The 17,521-nt window shown below is 68.1% G+C and carries 16 protein-coding genes and 2 tRNA genes; 15 read left to right on the plus strand and 3 right to left on the minus strand.

The window, feature by feature from the left end; all coding sequences use genetic code 11:
- Positions 1 to 141: 141 nt before the first annotated feature.
- The 12 genes from ACWPOC_RS02050 to ACWPOC_RS02105 all read left to right on the plus strand — a co-directional run bounded on the left by ACWPOC_RS02050 (position 142) and on the right by ACWPOC_RS02105 (position 12,639).
- Positions 142 to 3,699 (plus strand): ATP-binding protein, encoded by a 3,558-nt coding sequence (locus tag ACWPOC_RS02050; protein ID WP_455407920.1) that lies wholly within the window; start codon positions 142 to 144, stop codon positions 3,697 to 3,699.
- On the plus strand, positions 3,696 to 4,112 hold the full coding sequence (locus ACWPOC_RS02055) for a roadblock/LC7 domain-containing protein (RefSeq protein ID WP_006550917.1): 417 nt from the start codon (positions 3,696 to 3,698) through the stop codon (positions 4,110 to 4,112). The genes ACWPOC_RS02050 and ACWPOC_RS02055 overlap by 4 nt, the downstream gene beginning before the upstream one ends.
- A 13-nt stretch (positions 4,113 to 4,125) precedes the next feature.
- Positions 4,126 to 4,500 (plus strand): DUF742 domain-containing protein, encoded by a 375-nt coding sequence (locus tag ACWPOC_RS02060; protein WP_006550918.1) that lies wholly within the window; start codon positions 4,126 to 4,128, stop codon positions 4,498 to 4,500.
- Positions 4,501 to 4,513: 13 nt separating this feature from the next.
- Positions 4,514 to 5,068: a GTP-binding protein gene (locus tag ACWPOC_RS02065; RefSeq protein WP_016691076.1), complete on the plus strand. Its 555-nt coding sequence runs from the start codon at positions 4,514 to 4,516 to the stop codon at positions 5,066 to 5,068.
- Entirely contained in the window at positions 5,068 to 5,880 is an 813-nt protein-coding gene (locus ACWPOC_RS02070; protein WP_120280947.1) for an MHYT domain-containing protein, read from the plus strand. The genes ACWPOC_RS02065 and ACWPOC_RS02070 overlap by 1 nt, the downstream gene beginning before the upstream one ends.
- Before the next feature lie 147 nt (positions 5,881 to 6,027).
- A complete protein-coding gene (locus ACWPOC_RS02075; RefSeq protein ID WP_120280948.1) occupies positions 6,028 to 6,867 on the plus strand; it encodes an MHYT domain-containing protein in 840 nt (279 codons plus the stop codon).
- Between the two features lie 160 nt (positions 6,868 to 7,027).
- On the plus strand, positions 7,028 to 7,834 hold the full coding sequence (locus ACWPOC_RS02080) for an MHYT domain-containing protein (protein WP_225623680.1): 807 nt from the start codon (positions 7,028 to 7,030) through the stop codon (positions 7,832 to 7,834).
- Between the two features lie 148 nt (positions 7,835 to 7,982).
- On the plus strand, positions 7,983 to 10,487 hold the full coding sequence (gene gyrA, locus ACWPOC_RS02085; RefSeq protein WP_455407921.1) for a DNA gyrase subunit A: 2,505 nt from the start codon (positions 7,983 to 7,985) through the stop codon (positions 10,485 to 10,487).
- Positions 10,488 to 11,750, plus strand: a complete 1,263-nt coding sequence (locus ACWPOC_RS02090; protein ID WP_455407922.1) for a DUF3566 domain-containing protein — start codon at positions 10,488 to 10,490, stop codon at positions 11,748 to 11,750.
- A 75-nt stretch (positions 11,751 to 11,825) separates the two neighbouring features.
- Positions 11,826 to 11,899, plus strand: a tRNA-Ile gene (locus ACWPOC_RS02095).
- 137 nt (positions 11,900 to 12,036) lie between these two features.
- Positions 12,037 to 12,109, plus strand: a tRNA-Ala gene (locus ACWPOC_RS02100).
- Between the two features lie 98 nt (positions 12,110 to 12,207).
- Entirely contained in the window at positions 12,208 to 12,639 is a 432-nt protein-coding gene (locus ACWPOC_RS02105) for an SAM-dependent methyltransferase (protein WP_455407923.1), read from the plus strand.
- Between the two features lie 42 nt (positions 12,640 to 12,681).
- On the opposite strand, the gene ACWPOC_RS02110 is transcribed toward ACWPOC_RS02105, so the two are convergent.
- The 3 genes from ACWPOC_RS02110 to ACWPOC_RS02120 are packed head-to-tail and all read right to left on the minus strand — an operon-like array spanning position 12,682 to position 15,093.
- Positions 12,682 to 13,254, minus strand: a complete 573-nt coding sequence (locus tag ACWPOC_RS02110; protein WP_455407924.1) for a TetR/AcrR family transcriptional regulator — start codon at positions 13,252 to 13,254, stop codon at positions 12,682 to 12,684.
- Between the two features lie 31 nt (positions 13,255 to 13,285).
- Entirely contained in the window at positions 13,286 to 13,966 is a 681-nt protein-coding gene (locus tag ACWPOC_RS02115; RefSeq protein WP_455407925.1) for an ABC transporter ATP-binding protein, read from the minus strand.
- Positions 13,963 to 15,093 carry an FtsX-like permease family protein gene (locus ACWPOC_RS02120; protein WP_455407926.1) on the minus strand — a complete coding sequence of 377 codons (1,131 nt, stop codon included), beginning with the start codon at positions 15,091 to 15,093 and terminating at the stop codon, positions 13,963 to 13,965. The genes ACWPOC_RS02115 and ACWPOC_RS02120 overlap by 4 nt, the downstream gene beginning before the upstream one ends.
- A gap of 145 nt (positions 15,094 to 15,238) precedes the next feature.
- On the opposite strand from ACWPOC_RS02120, the gene ACWPOC_RS02125 reads away from it, so the two are divergent.
- The 3 genes from ACWPOC_RS02125 to ACWPOC_RS02135 all read left to right on the plus strand — a co-directional run bounded on the left by ACWPOC_RS02125 (position 15,239) and on the right by ACWPOC_RS02135 (position 17,491).
- Positions 15,239 to 15,742: a hypothetical protein gene (locus tag ACWPOC_RS02125; protein ID WP_277370644.1), complete on the plus strand. Its 504-nt coding sequence runs from the start codon at positions 15,239 to 15,241 to the stop codon at positions 15,740 to 15,742.
- Between the two features lie 74 nt (positions 15,743 to 15,816).
- Positions 15,817 to 16,323, plus strand: a complete 507-nt coding sequence (locus tag ACWPOC_RS02130) for a copper chaperone PCu(A)C (RefSeq protein ID WP_277370645.1) — start codon at positions 15,817 to 15,819, stop codon at positions 16,321 to 16,323.
- Positions 16,316 to 17,491 (plus strand): Dyp-type peroxidase, encoded by a 1,176-nt coding sequence (locus ACWPOC_RS02135; RefSeq protein ID WP_455407927.1) that lies wholly within the window; start codon positions 16,316 to 16,318, stop codon positions 17,489 to 17,491. Before ACWPOC_RS02130 ends, ACWPOC_RS02135 begins: the two co-directional genes overlap by 8 nt.
- Positions 17,492 to 17,521: the final 30 nt, after the last annotated feature.

Here is a 17,521-nt window from a genome sequence, read left to right on the forward strand (position 1 = left end):
ATCCGCTGTATGTCCCGATATGGTGCCCTCACCCGAAACGTCTCGTTCGACTGCACTCGATCGAAAACGCGCTCATCGGAGTGCAGTGCCGACTGGTGCTCGTCGCCCGGCGCGGACGGGGTGGAAGGAGAGCTGTAATCCATGAGTGACAAGTCGCCGCCCCAGCAGCGGTGGTGGAACATCGAGGGGTGGGGTCTTCGCAGGAAGGTCACCGCCGTTCTCGCTGTCCCCGTGACCGTGGCAATGGTCCTCGGTGGTCTTCGTGTCGAGAACGAGCTCAGCAACGCCGTCCACTTCTCGTCCGCGGCCGATCAGGTCGCGGCCGTGCCGGACATCGTCGAGTTCTCGACGGCGTTCGCGACCGCCACCGCGAGTGCCGCCGCCGGGACGGTGACTCCCGAGGAGATGGCCGCGCTCGGCGACGCCTTCGGCACCATCGCCTCCGTCACGGAGAACCCCGAGCTCGATCCGGCGGTCACCGCCGACCTGAGCCGTACTGCTGCCTCCGCGCAGTCGCTCTACACGAAACTGCAGGCCGGGCCGGTTCCGGTCGAAGAGATCAGTGCTGTCACCAACGAGGTTCGTGACAGCCTGAACCGCGTCGTCGAAGCGATTCTCGACGAGGTCGACGACCGCGAGATCCTCATCTACGGCGACCAGCTGATCAACGCCTGGTACTCGCAGCGCTATCTGTTCGGTCAGGTGCTCGGTGTGCTCCAGCTCCTCGCCGACCCGACCCAGCCGGGCACCGCGCTGGTGTCCGCCTCCGGCGCCGAGCTCGCGATGCTCGACCTGCTCGCCCGCTCCTACCCGATGGCCGACCAGCAGATCGCCGAACTGCGAGCCGGCGTCCAGGAGCGTGCCGACATGGTCGACGCGGCCGGTTCCGGTCCGCTCCCGATCCTCAACATCCGCGCGTCGCTGCTCAACAGTGTCGACATCTACGGCACGATTATCGACGAGGCGTCGACGCAGGTCAGCACCACGATTCAGGACCGCGCCGCGGAAACCCGCTCGGCCGCTCTCCGCGACACCGCGATCGTGCTCGCGGCCCTGCTCGCGGCCCTCGTGCTCGCACTCCTCGTGTCCCGCTCGCTGGTCGGCCCGATCCGCCGCCTGCGCTACGGCACGCTGAAGGTTGCGCGGCAGGAGCTGCCCGAGGCCATCGACCGCATCAAGGTCGGCGACAACATCGAGGACATCGAGTTCACCCGGGTCCCGGTGCACACCACCGAGGAGATCGGTCAGCTCGCCCGCGCCGTCGACGACATGCACGGGCAGGCACTGCGCCTCGCCGGCGAGCAGGCGCACCTCCGCCTGCAGATCAGCGACATGTTCGAGACGCTCGCACGTCGCTCCAAGTCGCTCGTCGAGCAGCAGCTCGGCCTCATCGAACGACTCGAGTACGAGGAGAAGGATCCGGCCCGACTCGAGAGCCTGTTCCGCCTCGACCACCTCGCCGCGCGCATGCGCCGAAACGGCGACAACCTGCTGATTCTCTCCGGTACCCGCATGCGCCGCGGTCACTCCGCGCCCGTGCAGCTCGGCGACATCCTGCGCGCCGCGATGTCGGAGGTCGAGGACTACCAGCGCGTGCAGATCGGTTCGACTCCCGACGGTGCCCTCAGCGGCGCGGTCGCGACCGACATCGTGCATCTCCTCGCCGAGCTGGTCGACAACTCGCTGCGCGCGTCGCCGCCCGACAGCAACGTCACCTTCAGCTTCGCGCGTGCCGTCGACGGCGGCCTGCTCGTCGAGATCGCCGACCGCGGTATCGGTATCCCGGCCGACGAACTCGAGTCCATCAACCAGCGTCTCGCAAAGGGCGGCGAGGTCGGTCCCGACACCGCACGTCACATGGGCCTGTTCGTGGTCTCGCGACTGGCCGAGCGGCACGGTCTCACCGTGCGCCTGCGCCCGACCTTCGACACCGCGCGCAACCCGGGTATCACCGCGAGCGTCCATATCCCGGACGTCCTGCTGGTCTCGCCGCTGGCGTTGTCGCACACCGGTCCTCAGCCCCGCATCGAGATCGAGGCGGAGGAGTACTCGGCACCGCAGGCGCTCTCGGCGCCCGTCGCCCAGCAGGGTCTGCCCGCGGCCGACGACCGGCACGAGTACGCGTCGTCGCAGCCGGTCGACTCCGCCGACGATGTCCGTGCGGACGAATCCGACGATGCCTACGCGAACAACGGCTACGCCACCTATGTCGACGAGACCGCTTCCGCTGCACGGGATGCGGAGCCGTCCTACGAGGACGAACGACGCGGCGAGCCGCAGCGCGAAGCGGGACGGAACGAGTTCACCCCGTCCGCGGCGTCGTTCCAGGCACCGCCGCCCCGTGAGCCGCAGGGACAGCCGCGCGACAATCAGGCACCGTCGCCGCGCGACAATCAGGCACCACAGGCATCCCGCGAGTTCGGCCCGTCGGGTCTTCCGCAGCGTCGCCCCGGTGGAACTCCGGGTCTGCCCACGCGTCAGCCGGGCGAGACGCCGGGTCTCCCGACGCCGCCCCGGTCGCCGCAGCCGCGCCGGATCGAGCCGGATGCCGCCGCAGCCTTCGCGTCGTCGCTGCCTCCGCGCGGTCCTCGGCGCGGGCCGGACGAGACCAGCGGTCACTCGTTCGACGGACGCAACGGCGACGGCCGCAACGGTGCCGGGCCGCGACCCGACGCCGATCAACCTCGCCGGGAAGGGCTTTCGGGTCTTCCGCAGCGTCGTCCCGGTACCACACCGGGTCTGTCGCCGACGGACTCCCAGCAGTCGCAGTCCTTGCCGGTCCGTGAGCCCCAGCAGGGTTCGGCACATCGTGCACCCGCCCCGCCGCAGCGACCCGCGTCCCCCGGTCTTCCGCAGCGTCGGCCGGGCGCGACTCCCGGCCTGCCGGGACGGGCTTCCGGATCGTCCCCGTCCGTTCCGCAGAACCGGCCGGACGCACCGAACCGTCCCGACCTGCCGCAGCGCGCACCCGCGCAGGATGCACAGCGCGCACCCGCGCAGGATGCACAGCGCGCACCCGCGCAGGATGCGGACCGCCGGCAGCAGGAACCCTCGTCGGGTCTTCCGCAGCGCCGTCCGGGCAGCACGCCCGGTCTGCCGCGTCGTCAGCCGGGCAGCACGCCGGGGCTTCCTCAGCGGCCCGCTGCGTCGACCAACGGTTCCGAGCCCGATTCGGCTGCAGCGGTCTCCGGTCCGAGCATCGCCGATGGTGGCTCCGTCTCGCCGCACAGCGACGCGCAGCAGGCGGCACGCCATCGCTACCGGACCAACTCGGCGAAGACGGCATCGTTCTTCCAGCCGCGGTCCGACCTCGCGTCGGCCCGTCCGCAGCCGGCGAACACCCCGATCTTCACCACGATGATGTCGGACTGGCTCGTCGACCCGACGAGCCTTCCGGAGGACCGCAGGAAGCGGGAGTGGCGCTCCGCGGCGGACGCGGGTTGGGAAGCCGCACAGCGTGCTACCGAGGCCCCCGTGGAGGAGCACACCACCGCGGGTCTTCCGCGGCGCGCTCCCGGCGAGCGTCTGGTGCCGGGTGCCGTTCGGGCACCGGCAACGGGTGAGCTGCCGAGGACCATTCGACGTCGAGACCCGGAAGCCATCCGGGCCAACTTGAGCCGCCATCAGCAGGGTGTCCGCAACGGACGCGCCTCGGCGAATTCCAGCAATCGCGAGAACGACGAACAGGGAGTTCGATGAATATTGATCATGGATCCGACGCAGCTCGTCCATTGGACTGGTTGGTTTCCAACTTCGCGCGCGAAGTCCCGGGTGTCTCGCATGCCGTGCTCGTGTCCGCCGACGGTCTGCTCATGGCCGCCAGCGCCCACCTCCCGGTGGATCGTGCCGAGCAGCTCGCTGCGGTGACCTCGGGCCTGGCCAGCCTGTCCAACGGTGTGTCGCAGTTGTTCGACGGTGGGGGTGTGCTGCAGTCCGTCGTGGAGATGCAGCACGGCTACCTGCTGCTGATGAGCGTCGGCGACGGCTCGCACCTGGCGGCTCTGACCGCCTCCGAGTGCGATATCGGACAGGTCGGTTACGAGATGGCGCTCCTGGTCGATCGAGTGGGTGCTTCGGTCGAAGCCACCCCGCGGGTCGGTCTAGGGTCCTGACGTCGAGGTGGCCATGGAATCGCGGAAGCCGGAGTCGGTGCCGGACCAGCCCAGTCTGGTCCGGCCCTACTCCCTGACTTCGGGACGTACGAGTCCTGCGGTCGAACTGGCGTTGGAGGCGCTCATCCAGGCCATTCCGGGAACCGACGATCGGTCCCGGGATCTGGACAACATCAACGCCACGATCCTGGAGCTGTGCAAGGAATCACCCTCCGTCGCGGAGATCGCTGCGCGCGTGGGGGTGCCGATCGGCGTGGCACGCGTGCTCGTCGCCGATCTCGTCGAAGCCGGACACGTACAGATCCTGGCCACGCTGAAAGACGATTCGAGCGACGCGGAGCGTCGTGAGCTGATTGAAAGGGTCCTCAGTGGACTTCGCGAACTCTAACGCCACGAAGCGCGTGACCTCGACCAAGATCGTGATCGCCGGAGGCTTCGGCGTCGGTAAGACGACTCTGGTCGGGGCGGTGTCGGAAATCGTGCCGCTTCGTACCGAGGCGCTCGTGACGAACGCCAGCGACGGCGTCGACAACCTCTCTGCGACACCGCAGAAGGCGACCACCACGGTCGCCATGGACTTCGGTCGTATCAGTCTGGCCGACGACCTCGTCCTCTACCTGTTCGGCACGCCCGGACAGCACCGCTTCTGGTTCATGTGGGACGACCTGATCCGCGGCGCCATCGGCGCGATCGTGCTGATCGATACGCGTCGCCTGGACGAGAGCTTCGCCGCCGTCGACTTCTTCGAAGCGCGCAATCTCCCGTTCATCGTCGCCATCAACGAATTCGACGATGCGCCCCGGTACCCGCTCGAGGACATCCGTCAGGCGATGGCGATCTCGGCGGACGTGCCGATCGTGTCCATCGATGCGCGTGCCCGTGAGTCGGCGAAGCAGGCGCTGGTCACCGTCACCGAATACGCCTTGCGGAAGCTGCACCAGCCGGTGACCCAGTAATGGGGGAGGGCCTCGAACTCTTCACGATGGGCTCGTGGGTCACGGTCCTCGCCTATCTGACCTCGGCGATCGGGGTGTTCGTCGGGGTCACCGGTGCTCGGCGGGTCCGCACCACCTCCAGTGACCGATTGCGTTCGTACTGGATGATTCTCGCGGCGCTGGTGAGCGGCGGCGTGGGTGTCTGGCTCGCCATGTTCCTGCCGATGGCGGGCTTCAACGTCGAGGACAGCGTGGTGCGGTACGACACCGTCACCATCGTGTTCTCGATGCTCGTCGCCCTGGTGTCGGTGTACGTGGCGCTGTTCGTCGCGATTCCGAACAACGCTCCCGCCACCCTCGTCCGGACGGTCACGGGTGCTCTCGTGCTGGGCGCCGGCCTGGCGGGCGTGCCGTTCTCGGTCCTCGCCTCGGTGCGGATCCAGGGCTCGCTGACCTTCGATCCCCTCTGGGTTGCCGCGGCGGCGGGCTTGGCGATCGCGACCGCCGTGGGCTTCCTGGCCCAGGTGAAGACCGCGGACACGTGGCCCAAGCGCCTGTTGAGCAGCGCCTTGGCCGGTGCCGCAGTGATCGCGGTGCACTTCCTCGCCGCCGCGTCGGTCCGTGTGGAGATCGACCCCGCGGTAGTGGTCTCCGGTGGGATCGAGGTCTTCTCGATTCTCTTCCCGCTCTTCGTCGTCGGCCTGCTGTTGCTGGCCGTCCCGATCGTCCTGGTGCTCCAGGCCCCGGATCGTCTTGCGGCGGAACTGGAAGCGGAATCCGAGCGGTGGGCGGCGGACGGCCAGGCAGAGCCCGTCGACGGTCGGATCTTCTGAAGATCGTCCTAATTTGTTGTCACCCAAAATATCTGGTTGAAATCCCGGAAGTGGAGTAGCCTTCTGCGCAGCGTCGGGGGTCGCTGTCGGTCTACTCGGCACGACACGGACCGATGCGCCGTGCGTGCCGCTTCCTTGGGGGGCAACATGTCGCACGAGGTTCACCATTTCTCCATGGGCGGTTGGCTTTTCGCTCTCTCCTACATCACGTCCGCGGTCGGGTGCTATGCCGGCCTGTCCTGCGCGCGCAAGGCTGCGAACGCGTGGACGTCGGTCGCCCGGACCCGATGGACACTCATGGCAGCCCTGTCCATCGGGGGCGTCGGAATCTGGTTGATGCACTTCATCGGGATGATGGGCTTCGACGTACCCGGTTCCGCGATCCGTTACGACCTCGGGCTGACGCTGCTGTCGGTCGTGCTCGCCGTGACGGCCACACTGTTCGGATTGCGGATCGTCGACACCGACGTGCAGTGGATCCGCGCCTTGCCGTCGGACGTCCGGCTCCTCGTCGGCGGCGTCATCATGGGCTTCGCCGTCGCCGGAATGCATTACAGCGGCATGGCCGCGGTGCGGATCCAGGGCGAACTCGAGCAGGGGCGGTCGTACGTCGCGGCGTCCGTGGGGATCGGTGTCGTCGCGTCGATCGTCGCGTTGTGGCTGTCGCGGGTCGCGGAACGGCCGGCCGTGCGGATCCCGGCCGCCGCCGTCATGGGATGTGCAGTCGTGGCACTGCACTACACGGGCATGGCCGGGATCGCGGTGACCGTCGATCCTTCCGCTCCGAATCCGGAGGGAATGACCATCATGACCTTGCTGTTCCCCGGATTCATCATCGGTGTCGCGCTGCTCGCGGTGCCGGTCGTGGCTCTGATGGCATCGGCGAGCATCCAGGACCTCGAGCAGGATCGGGAGGTGGCGATCTGGCTCGGTGAGGAGGGTCCCGATCCGGTCTCCCGTCCCCACGGGCGACATGTGAAACGGTGATGTGATGTGAACCCCCACAGTGCGATAAGGTCGCTTACGCTGCTGGAAAGTCGGGGTGCAGCTCGCATCGGGTAGGTCGTGGCGCGCGCCCTCCGAGCGCGGTGGTGACAGCGCGCCGCTGTGAGGACCTCACGTGTCGCACGACGTACACCATTTCTCCATGGGGATGTGGGTTTTCTTCCTCTCCTACGCCACCGCCGTGATGGGCTCCTTCGTCGGATTGTCCTGCGTCCGGCGGTCGCTCGACGAGCCGCGGCGCAGCGGCAACTGGTGGCTCCTCATGGCGTCGTTGTCCATCGGCGGCGTGGGTATCTGGCTCATGCATTTCATCGGCATGATGGGCTTCTCCGTGCCGGGTACGACCATCCGATACGAACTGGCACCGACGGTCTTCTCCGTCGTGCTCGCCGTCGTCGCGACCCTCGTGGGTCTGCGGATCGCCGACGTACACGACGTCAGCAAGCACCGCATTCCCGAATCGGTGCGGTTGCTCATCGGCGGTCTGTTGATGGGCGCGGCCGTGAGCATGATGCACTACAGCGGAATGTTCGCCATCCACATCCGCGGCACGATCGAACACGAGACGGGGTACGTCATCGCGTCGGTGATCATCGGCGTCGTCGCCTCCACCGCCGCGCTCGCGCTGGCTCGCCGCGCGCGGCGTCTCGAGGTCCGCGTCGTCGCGGCCTTCGTCATGGGATGCGCGGTCGTGGCGCTGCACTACACTGGCATGGCCGGCGTGCGGGTCACCCTCGATCCGAGCATGCCCGCGCCCGAAGGCATGACCGTGATGTCGCTGCTGTTCCCGGCGTTCGTCCTCGGCATCATCGTCCTGGCCGTGCCGATCACCGCACTGCTGCTCGCCTCCGATCCGGAGGACGCCGTGCGCGACGCCCGGCTCGAACAGTGGGCGTCGGAGGTCGAACGGCAGGTGGACCGCGACCCGGTCACCGGATCCCACATGTGAGAGCTCGGTTCCGGACGGATCTCGGCATGTGAAGTGCCTGTCCTTCTCGGCATTGTCTGACCTGCACCTATAGACTCGTGTGGTTGCGAGACGTCCGTCGGGCCGAAGGCCGGAGCCGGGCGTGCGAGCCGAGTAGAAGAAGGAGCTCATGACCGACACCACGTTGCCTCCGGAGGGGCCGGGGCACGACCGCATCGAGCCCGTCGACATCCAGCAGGAGATGCAGAGCAGCTACATCGATTACGCGATGAGCGTGATCGTGGGCCGTGCTCTGCCCGACGTGCGTGACGGTCTCAAACCGGTGCACCGTCGCGTGCTCTACGCGATGTTCGACAACGGCTTCCGTCCCGATCGCGGGTACGTGAAGTCGGCGCGCGCGGTCGCCGAGACCATGGGCAACTACCACCCGCACGGCGACGCGTCGATCTACGACACGCTCGTGCGTCTGGCGCAGCCGTGGTCGATGCGTTATCCGCTCGTCGACGGCCAGGGCAACTTCGGTTCCCGCGGCAACGACGGCGCCGCCGCCATGCGGTACACCGAGTGCCGGCTCACGCCGCTCGCGATGGAGATGCTGCGGGAGATCGACCACGAGACGGTCGATTTCCAGCCGAACTACGACGGCCGCACGCAGGAACCGACGGTTCTCCCCAGCCGTATCCCCAACCTGTTGATCAACGGTTCGGGCGGTATCGCGGTCGGTATGGCCACCAACATCCCGCCGCACAATCTCGGCGAGGTGGCGGAAGCCATCTACTGGGCGCTCGAGAACTTCGAGGCCGACGAGGAGACCACCCTCGCCGCGGTCATGGAACGGATCAAGGGACCGGACTTCCCGACCGCCGGCCTGATCACCGGCTCGCAGGGCATCCACGATGCCTACACGACCGGTCGCGGATCGGTGAAGATGCGCGGCGTCGTGGAGATCGAAGAGGACTCCAAGAGCCGCACCAGCATCGTCATCACCGAGCTGCCCTACATGGTCAACCCGGACAACCTCATCACGTCGATCGCCGAGCAGGTCCGCGACGGCAAGATCGCGGGCATCTCCGACATCCACGACGAGTCGTCCGACCGCGTGGGCATGCGCATCGTCGTCACCGTCCGCCGCGACGCGGTGGCCAAGGTGGTTCTCAACAATCTCTACAAGCACACGCAGCTGCAGACGAGCTTCGGCTGCAACATGCTGTCGATCGTCGACGGAGTGCCGCGCACGCTGCGCCTCGACCAGATGATCCGGTTGTACGTCAACCACCAGATCGAGGTCATCGTCCGGCGTACGCGGTACCTGCTGCGCAAGGCCGAGGAACGCGCCCACATCCTGCGCGGCCTGGTCAAAGCCCTCGACGCGCTCGACGAGGTCATCGCGCTCATCCGCGCGTCGCAGACCGTCGACATCGCGCGCGCCGGCCTGATCGAGCTGCTCACGGTCGACGAGATCCAGGCCGACGCCATCCTGGCGATGCAGCTGCGTCGCCTCGCTGCCCTAGAGCGTCAGAAGATCGTCGACGACCTCGCCGAGATCGAGCGCGAGATCGAGGACTACAAGGACATCCTGGCCCGTCCGGAGCGGCAGCGCGCCATCGTCCGCGACGAGCTGAAGGAGATCGTCGACAAGTACGGCGACGAGCGTCGCACGCGGCTCGTCGCGGCCGACGGCGATGTCAACGACGAGGACCTCATCGCACGCGAGGACGTCGTCGTCACCATCACCGAGACCGGTTACGCCAAGCGCACGCGCACCGACCTGTACCGCTCGCAGAAGCGCGGCGGCAAGGGCGTCAAGGGTGCCGAGCTCAAGCAGGACGACATCGTCAAGCACTTCTTCGTGACGTCCACGCACGACTGGCTGCTGTTCTTCACGACGAAGGGTCGCGTCTACCGCGCGAAGGCGTACGAGCTGCCCGAGGCGAACCGCACGGCGCGTGGTCAGCACGTCGCGAACCTGCTGGCCTTCCAGCCCGATGAGCGTATCCAGGGCGTCATCCGCCTCAAGACCTACGAGGATGCTCCCTACCTGGTGCTCGCGACCCGCAACGGCCTGGTCAAGAAGTCGCGCCTGTCCGACTTCGACTCCAACCGTTCGGGTGGCATCGTCGCGATCAACCTGCGCGGCGACGACGAGCTCGTCGGCGCGGTGCTGTGCTCCGCCGAGGACGATCTGCTGCTCGTCTCGCAGCAGGGCCAGTCGATCCGTTTCTCCGCCACCGATGAGGCGCTGCGTCCGATGGGCCGCGCGACCTCCGGTGTGCAGGGCATGCGGTTCAACGGCGAGGACAAGCTGCTCTCGCTCAACGTCGTCAAGGAGGGCACCTACCTGCTGGTCGCGACCTCGGGTGGTTACGCCAAGCGCACCCCGATGGAGGACTACCCGGTCCAGGGTCGCGGCGGTAAGGGTGTTCTGACCATCCAGTACGACCGCAAGCGTGGCAACCTGGTCGGGGCGCGCATCGTCGAGGACGACGACGAGTTGTACGCCATCACCTCGAGCGGCGGTGTCATCCGCACTGCGGCGAAGCAGGTGCGCAAGGCAGGCCGTCAGACCAAGGGCGTGCGGCTCATGAACCTGGCCGAGGGCGATACATTGCTCGCGATCGCGCGCAACGCCGACGAGCCGGACGAAGCCGACGCAGCCGGAGCTAAGGAGTCGTAAGTGAGCACTCCCCAGGGACCGAACGGGGCCGATCGCGGGCAACCCGGTCGGAAGCCGGAGGACCGTACAGAGAACGAGGTGAAGCCCGAGAACACGGGCACGCAGCAGGGCCCGGCCTCGGAGCAGAAACCGGCACCGGAGAACCGGTCGTCGCAGTCGTCCCCGGCACAGCCTTCGCAGGCTCCTGGGGCACCGGCGCAGGGTTCGTCCGCTCCCGCAGCGGGAGCAGTGGACCCGGCACCCGTGCAGGGTTCGGCCGACCAGCAGCCGGCAGCAGGCCGGAAGGCCGCCGAGCAGACGGCGAAGGCGGCGCAGGACACGCCTGCTCAGGGCGGCTCCCAGAAGTCCGGTGGTGCCTCCTCGGACGGTAAGAACGGGTCGGCTGCGGCCGATCAGCCGGCCACAGGTCAGCAGCGCACCGCACAGATGCCCCGCTCCGGCGGCCCGACCCCTCCCTGGCAGCGGGGAGCGGCGTCGGCGCAGTCGGGCTCTCCGCAGAACGCTCCGCAGACGAACGTTCCGGGTGTGGGTCCGGGTCTGTCCAAGCAGGGCGGAGCGCCTCAGCGCCCTGCTGCGGCCTCGGCCAAGGGCCCTGCGGCCGGAGGTTCGGCGCCGTCGACGCGTCCCGTCGTGACCGGCACAGCGGCTCCCAAGGCCGCCGGAGGAGCTCGCCCGGCCGGTAGCGGAGACGCCGCGCGCGGGGCGGGCGACCGGGCTGCTGCGGCGAAGGCGAAGTCCGCGGTCATCGACGGCCCGACGCGGCACATCGAACGCAAGGATCTCGTCAAGGACCTGCCGGATCTGTCCGCGGTGAAGCATCCGTCGACCGGTTCGCCGAGCACGGGGGAGACCCCGCAGGTGAACGCTCCCACCACCACCGCGGTTCCCACGGCGATCCCCGCCGCCGGACCGCTGCGGGCCACCGTGCAGATCCGCCGTATCGATCCCTGGTCGATGCTGAAGATCTCGTCGGTGATCTCGGTGTCGTTGTTCTTCGTGTGGATGATCGCGGTCGGCCTGCTCTACGGCGTGCTGGCCGGCATGGGGGTGTGGGAACGCCTCAACAGTGCATTCACCGACATCGTCTCCGACGCCGGTAGCGGTGCGCTCGTCTCGGCCGGCCAGGTGTTCGGCTACGCGACGATCATCGGCATCGCCAACACGGTGCTGCTGACGGCTCTCGCGACCCTCGGTGCGTTCATCTACAACCTCTGCACCGATCTCGTGGGCGGCGTCCAGGCCACCCTCGCAGACCCGGATTGACCTGCAGGAACGCTGCCCCGCCGAGGCGATTTGTTTCCGGCGGCCCCGGTGGGGTAGTGTTCCATCTCGGTTCGAGGGCCTATAGCTCAGGCGGTTAGAGCGCTTCGCTGATAACGAAGAGGTCGGAGGTTCAAGTCCTCCTAGGCCCACTCCCGTGCCGGAAGGATGATCGGAATGAGGGTTCTCGCGCTCGTGGGAACCGGGATTCTGATCGTTCTCGGAATCGCTCGCATGCTTCGGAGCGAAGACGAATGGCACGCGGTTCCCAGTCGCTGACGCGGCGGACGGGGCCTTAGCTCAGTTGGTAGAGCGCTGCCTTTGCAAGGCAGATGTCAGGAGTTCGAATCTCCTAGGCTCCACAAGTAAATATCGAGGTAGAGGGCGTTTTCCGATCTTTCGGAAGCGCCCTTTCTCTGTTGCTTCCCCGGCCCGTGTGCCCACATTCCACACTCGAAGGGTGACACCCCGCCTCTCTCCGCGACTCGCCGCGATCGTCGCCGCGCTACCGCTCGAGCCGCACCTGCGTGTGCTGGAGATCGGCTGCGGTCCCGGTGCCGCAGCACGGGCCGTCGCCGAACGGCTGACCACCGGGCACATCCTCGCCGTCGACCGCTCCCGCACGGCGATCGACCAACTGATCTCCTCGTCCGGCGACCTCATCGCGTCGAGGCGGCTGAGTGCGCGCTGCGTCACCATCGAGGCCTTCGTCGTAGGGGAGGGGGAGGAGCCGTTCGACCTCGTCTTCGCGATCAGGGTCGGTGCACTCGACGGTCGGCATCCCGAAGCCGGCAGGCTCGCTCTGGAGCGGATCGCGGCGGCGACACGGCCGGATGCGCGCCTGTTCGTCGACGGTGGTGCCCCCCTCCGGGAGCTTGGCATCCCGAGGTGATCGTGAACGGTCCCGAATCGACGGTCCGTTTCACGTGAAACATCAGGAGAGCGCGGTGGTGAGAACCCTGCGGATCGAGGAACGCACCTCGTCGAGCTTGCGGCCGGATTCGATCAGTTCCGTGCCCTTGTGCACGAGGGCGGTGACGAGTTCGGCGTCGAGTTCGGGATCCGCGACTCCTCGGGCGCGTAGTGCCTCGACGAGGGGGAGGACCAGATCCTGGTGCATCGCGTGCATGCTCTCGTCGCTGAACGCCTGGGGTGTGAAGGTGGCGAGAGCACCGACGATCGCGTGTTCTCCCTCCGCGACAAGCTGCAGGTTGACGTCGATGTACGTCAGCACCCGCTCGGTCGGATCGGAGACCGTGTCCATCGCCTCGACCACACGCTTGTTCCAGCGGGGGAACAGGTCGACGACGACCGCGCGCAACAGGTCGTCGCGGGAATCGAAGTAGTTGTAGACGCTCGACCGTGCCAGTCCGGCACGACGGGCGACGTCGCCGAGGGAAGGCGCCTGTTCCGGCGTCTCGGCGAGGAGTTCGAGCGCTGCGTCGAGGAGGGCACGGCGCTGCGCGGCGCGATGCTCCGCGACCGTCGCTGCGGAAATCTTCGGCACCGCCGGCCCTCCTCGTTCAGCTGTCGATCACTCAGTCGTGTGGTCGAAGTCTTCCGTCGACCATCTCCAGCACGCGGTCGCAGTGCCGCAGGACTTCGTGGTCGTGGGTGACCATGATCGTAGCCACTCCACTGGTGTGGGTTTCCCGTGCCAGCAGTTCGACGACCTCGTGGCTGCGTGTGCGATCGAGCGCCGCGGTGGGTTCGTCGACGAGCAACAACGACGGTTCGGCCATCAGGGCCCGTGCGATGCCGACCCGCTGACGCTCACCACCCGAGAGCTGTCCGGGCCTGCGGTCGGCGCGGTGCTCCATGCCTACCGACGCGAGCAGTTCGGTGGGGTTCCGCCCGTGCCGTCCGGTGATCTTCTCGACGAGGAGCAGCTGATCGCGCGCCGTGAGGGCGGGGAGAAGATTGCCGGACTGGAACACGAAACCGATGCGTTCGCGCCGCAGCTTCGTGGTGGCCTTCCGGTCGAGCTCGGTCAGGTCGATCCCGTCGACCTTCACAGTGCCGGAGGTGGGTCGGCTCAGCCCACCCGCGACCGCCAGCAGGCTCGACTTGCCGGCGCCGGACGGGCCGACGATCGCGACGAGTTCACCCGGCGCGACGTCCAGATCGACGTGGTCGAGGGCGTGGACCGTGCTGTCACCGTCGCCGAATGACAGGCAGACGTCGGCCAGGTTCAGGCCCGTGGTGGTGGTGACGGTCATCGGTTCTCTCCCAGTGCTGCGAGCGGGTCGACGCGGACGATGCGGGCCACGGCGAGGGCGGCGCCGACGAGACCGAGGACGACGAGCAGGACGGCGCCCTGCACGATCGGCCCGGACTCGAGGACGAACGGCATACCGCTGCCTTCGAGGCCCGATCCGAGACCGAGGCCGATGAGCACACCCACGGCCACGGAGCCGACGAGCACGATCACGGCCTGCAGGAGCGAGTCCCGCAGGAGGAAGCCGGTGGAGGCACCCATCGCGCGGAGCACGGCGATCTCCCGGCTGCGCTGCACCGTCCAGATCGTGAAGAACGCTCCGACGACGAGGGCGGAGATCGCGTAGAGGAACGCGATGATCATCGACATCGTCATCATCTCGGCGCTGTAGCCGGGGGAGGCGTCGAACGATTCCTCGAGGGTCTTCGCGGCCGTACCGGCCTCGGCGTCGCCGGCGGCGAGGTCGGGCAGCGTTCCGCCGAGGCCCTCGATCGCGACCACGCTGGCTTCGGTGTACGCGCTCGGGGGGACCTGCTCACCGAGGCGGACGCCGGCGTGGATCTCCTGCCAGGTGTTCAGTGGCAGGTAGGCGACGTCGACGTGTCCGAAGGTGCGCTTGTCGGAGGTGAAGCCGACGACGTTCAACCGGGTGCCGAGACGATCGATGACGATGGTGTCGCCGAGTTCGACGCCGGTGTCGCGGGCGCTGTCGCTGAGGACGACGTCGGTGTCACCGCCGATCGGTGTCCCCTCGGCGACCGAGGGTTCGAGGAACGAGCCCGGCCGGATGCCGAACAGGGTGAGGTCGACGGGGACCCCACTGTCGGTCTTGGCGTTGACGATGGTGTTGCCGAACAGTTCGGCCCGGGCGACGTCCGGGCGGGCACGCCAGGCGTCGGCCTGGTCCTCCGTGACCACGGATCGGGAGAACGCGGAGTCGGTCTTGGTCCCCTCGGCGAAGGCGAACGCCTGGACGGGTGTGCGCTGCAGGGCGGAGACACCGTCGACGACGAGGCCGGACGACAGGCCGGACAGGATGACCATGAGGATCGAGATGAGCGCGACGACGGCGCCCATCAACAGGAAGCGGGTACGCGCGAACCACAGTTCGCGCAGGGCAAGAAACATGCGGAGTCCTTCGTGGGCTGGACCGGACAGGTACCCTCGATCTTCTCGACGGCACGTCGATATCTTACCGACATGCTGTCGGCATCTTTACGTGACGGTTACTACATTAGGTAGTAATTGCAGGTGAGAGAAGTATTCTGACCCCATGGCCGTCGACGTGGAGACCGTGAGGCGCATGCGCGCGGTCTTCGTGGGCGCAATTTCGGTCACCCTGAGCATCGCCGCGCACGCCGTCGCGGGCGGTGCCGTGCCGCATCAGGACGTGCTGGTGTTCCTCGCCGGTTCGGCTGTCGCCTCCGGTCTGCTCGCCGCGGAGACCCGCCTTCCGGTGCCGCTGCTCCTCGTCCTCGCTCAGGTGACAGGGCACCTCGTGCTCGGACTGCACGACGGCCATCTGCACACCCCGACAGCCGGGATGCTCGTCGCCCACGTCGCCGCGGTCGCCGTGGCGGCTCTGCTCCTGCGCGGCGCCGAGAAGGGCTGCGAGGTGGCGCTCGCGGCCTTGCACCGGATGGTCCCCGAGCTGTTCCGCGCGCTGCCCGTGGCCGTCGCGGAACCCACCCGCATCGCCCACCGGCCCCGTGTGGGCCCGGGGGTCCTGCTCGTCGGCGGGGTGGGAAGTCGCGGGCCACCCGCAGTTCTCCGCTAGGTCCCTCATTCGGTCGTCTCTCGACGACCGTTCGTTCGGCGTGCCCGTATGCCGCCACCGATCCACGGAGAATCATGAAGAAGACCCTGCTCTGCACCGTGAGCGTCGCCGTCGCCACCGCACTGTTCGCGACCGCCTGCGGATCCGAGACCACCACGACCTCGGCGGATGCCGTCGTCGTCGCCGATGCCTGGGTGAAGGCCTCCGACACCGGGATGACCGGAGCCTTCGCCGAGATCGAGAACACCGGAAGCGGCGACGTGCACATCGTGGGCGCGTCCAGCCCCTCGTCCGCCTCCACCGAACTTCACGAGATGGCGTCCGCGGAGGGCACCTCGATGGTCATGCAGGAGATGGGCGACGGGCTCGTCGTTCCTGCCGGGACCACCCACACCCTCGCTCCCGGCGGTGATCACCTCATGCTCATGGACCTCGCCGAACCTCTGAGGCCCGGCAGCACGGTGAGCTTCACGCTCGAGTTCGCGGACGGTTCCACCGAGGAGTTCACCGCCCAGGTCCGCGACTTCGCCGGAGCGCAGGAGGAATACGTGCCGGCCGACGGAGCGGCGCACGATGGCTAGGTTCACCCGACGCGCTCTGCTCGGTGGCGGTGTCGCAGCACTGGGTGCCGCGGGACTCGGCGCGGTCGGTGGCGGGACGGCGGTCGCGTCCCGCATCCCCGAACCGATCGGCGCGCGGACCGTGGAGATCCACGGCGCTCATCAGGCCGGTATCGACACCCCCGCGCAGTCGTTCGCGTCGTTCGTGGCACTGGACCTCGCCGACGGTGTCGATCGTGACGGGCTCGTCGGGATCATGCGGGTGTGGGCCGAGGACGCCCGGCGCCTCACCACCGGCATGCCCGCGCTGGGCGACACCGAACCCGAACTCGCCGTCGACCCGGCCCGGCTGACGGTCACCGTCGGCTACGGTCCCGCGGTCTTCGACGCCGCTGGTCTGACCGACCGGCGACCGGCGTGGCTGAAGCCGCTGCCGGCCTTCCCGATCGACCGGCTCGAGGAACGATGGTCGGGCGGCGACCTGCTGTTGCAGGTCTGCGCCGACGACCCGGTGACCGTCTCGCACGCGGTGCGCACACTCACCAGGAGTGTGCGCTCGCTGGCGACGGTCCGCTGGATCCAGCGCGGATTTCGGCGTGCGGCCGGCACGCGGCCCGACGGGTCGACGATGCGCAACCTCATGGGGCAGGTCGACGGCACCGTCAATCCCGTCCCGCACAGCCCGGACTTCGACCGGCAGGTGTGGAATCCGGGCGACCCGCCGTGGATGGCCGGCGGCACCTCGCTCGTGCTGCGCCGGATCCGCATGGAACTCGACACGTGGGACGAGCTGGACCGTCCGGCTCGCGAGCTCGCGGTCGGCCGGCGACTGTCGAACGGTGCTCCCCTGACGGGTTCGGAGGAACACGACGACGCCGATTTCGAGGCGACCGACCGGTTCGGCATCCCGGTGATCCCACCGGAATCACACGTCGCGCGGGCACGTCCCCGCACCGGCGACGAGCAGTTCCTGCGACGGGGGTACAACTACGACGACCAGGACGGCGTCGGACTGCTGTTCGCCGCCTACCAGGTGGACGTGGAGCGTCAGTTCGTCCCGGTGCAGCAGCGCCTCGCCGAGCACGACGCGCTGAATCCGTGGATCACCCCGATCGGGTCGGCCGTCTTCCTCCTCCCGCCGGGCTTCGGTCCCGACGGGTATCCCGGTGACGTCCTGCTGGGTGTCTGAGACAAGTCCGCGACGGATGTGGGATCGAGG

This window comes from Rhodococcus sp. 5G237, from assembly GCF_053764735.1.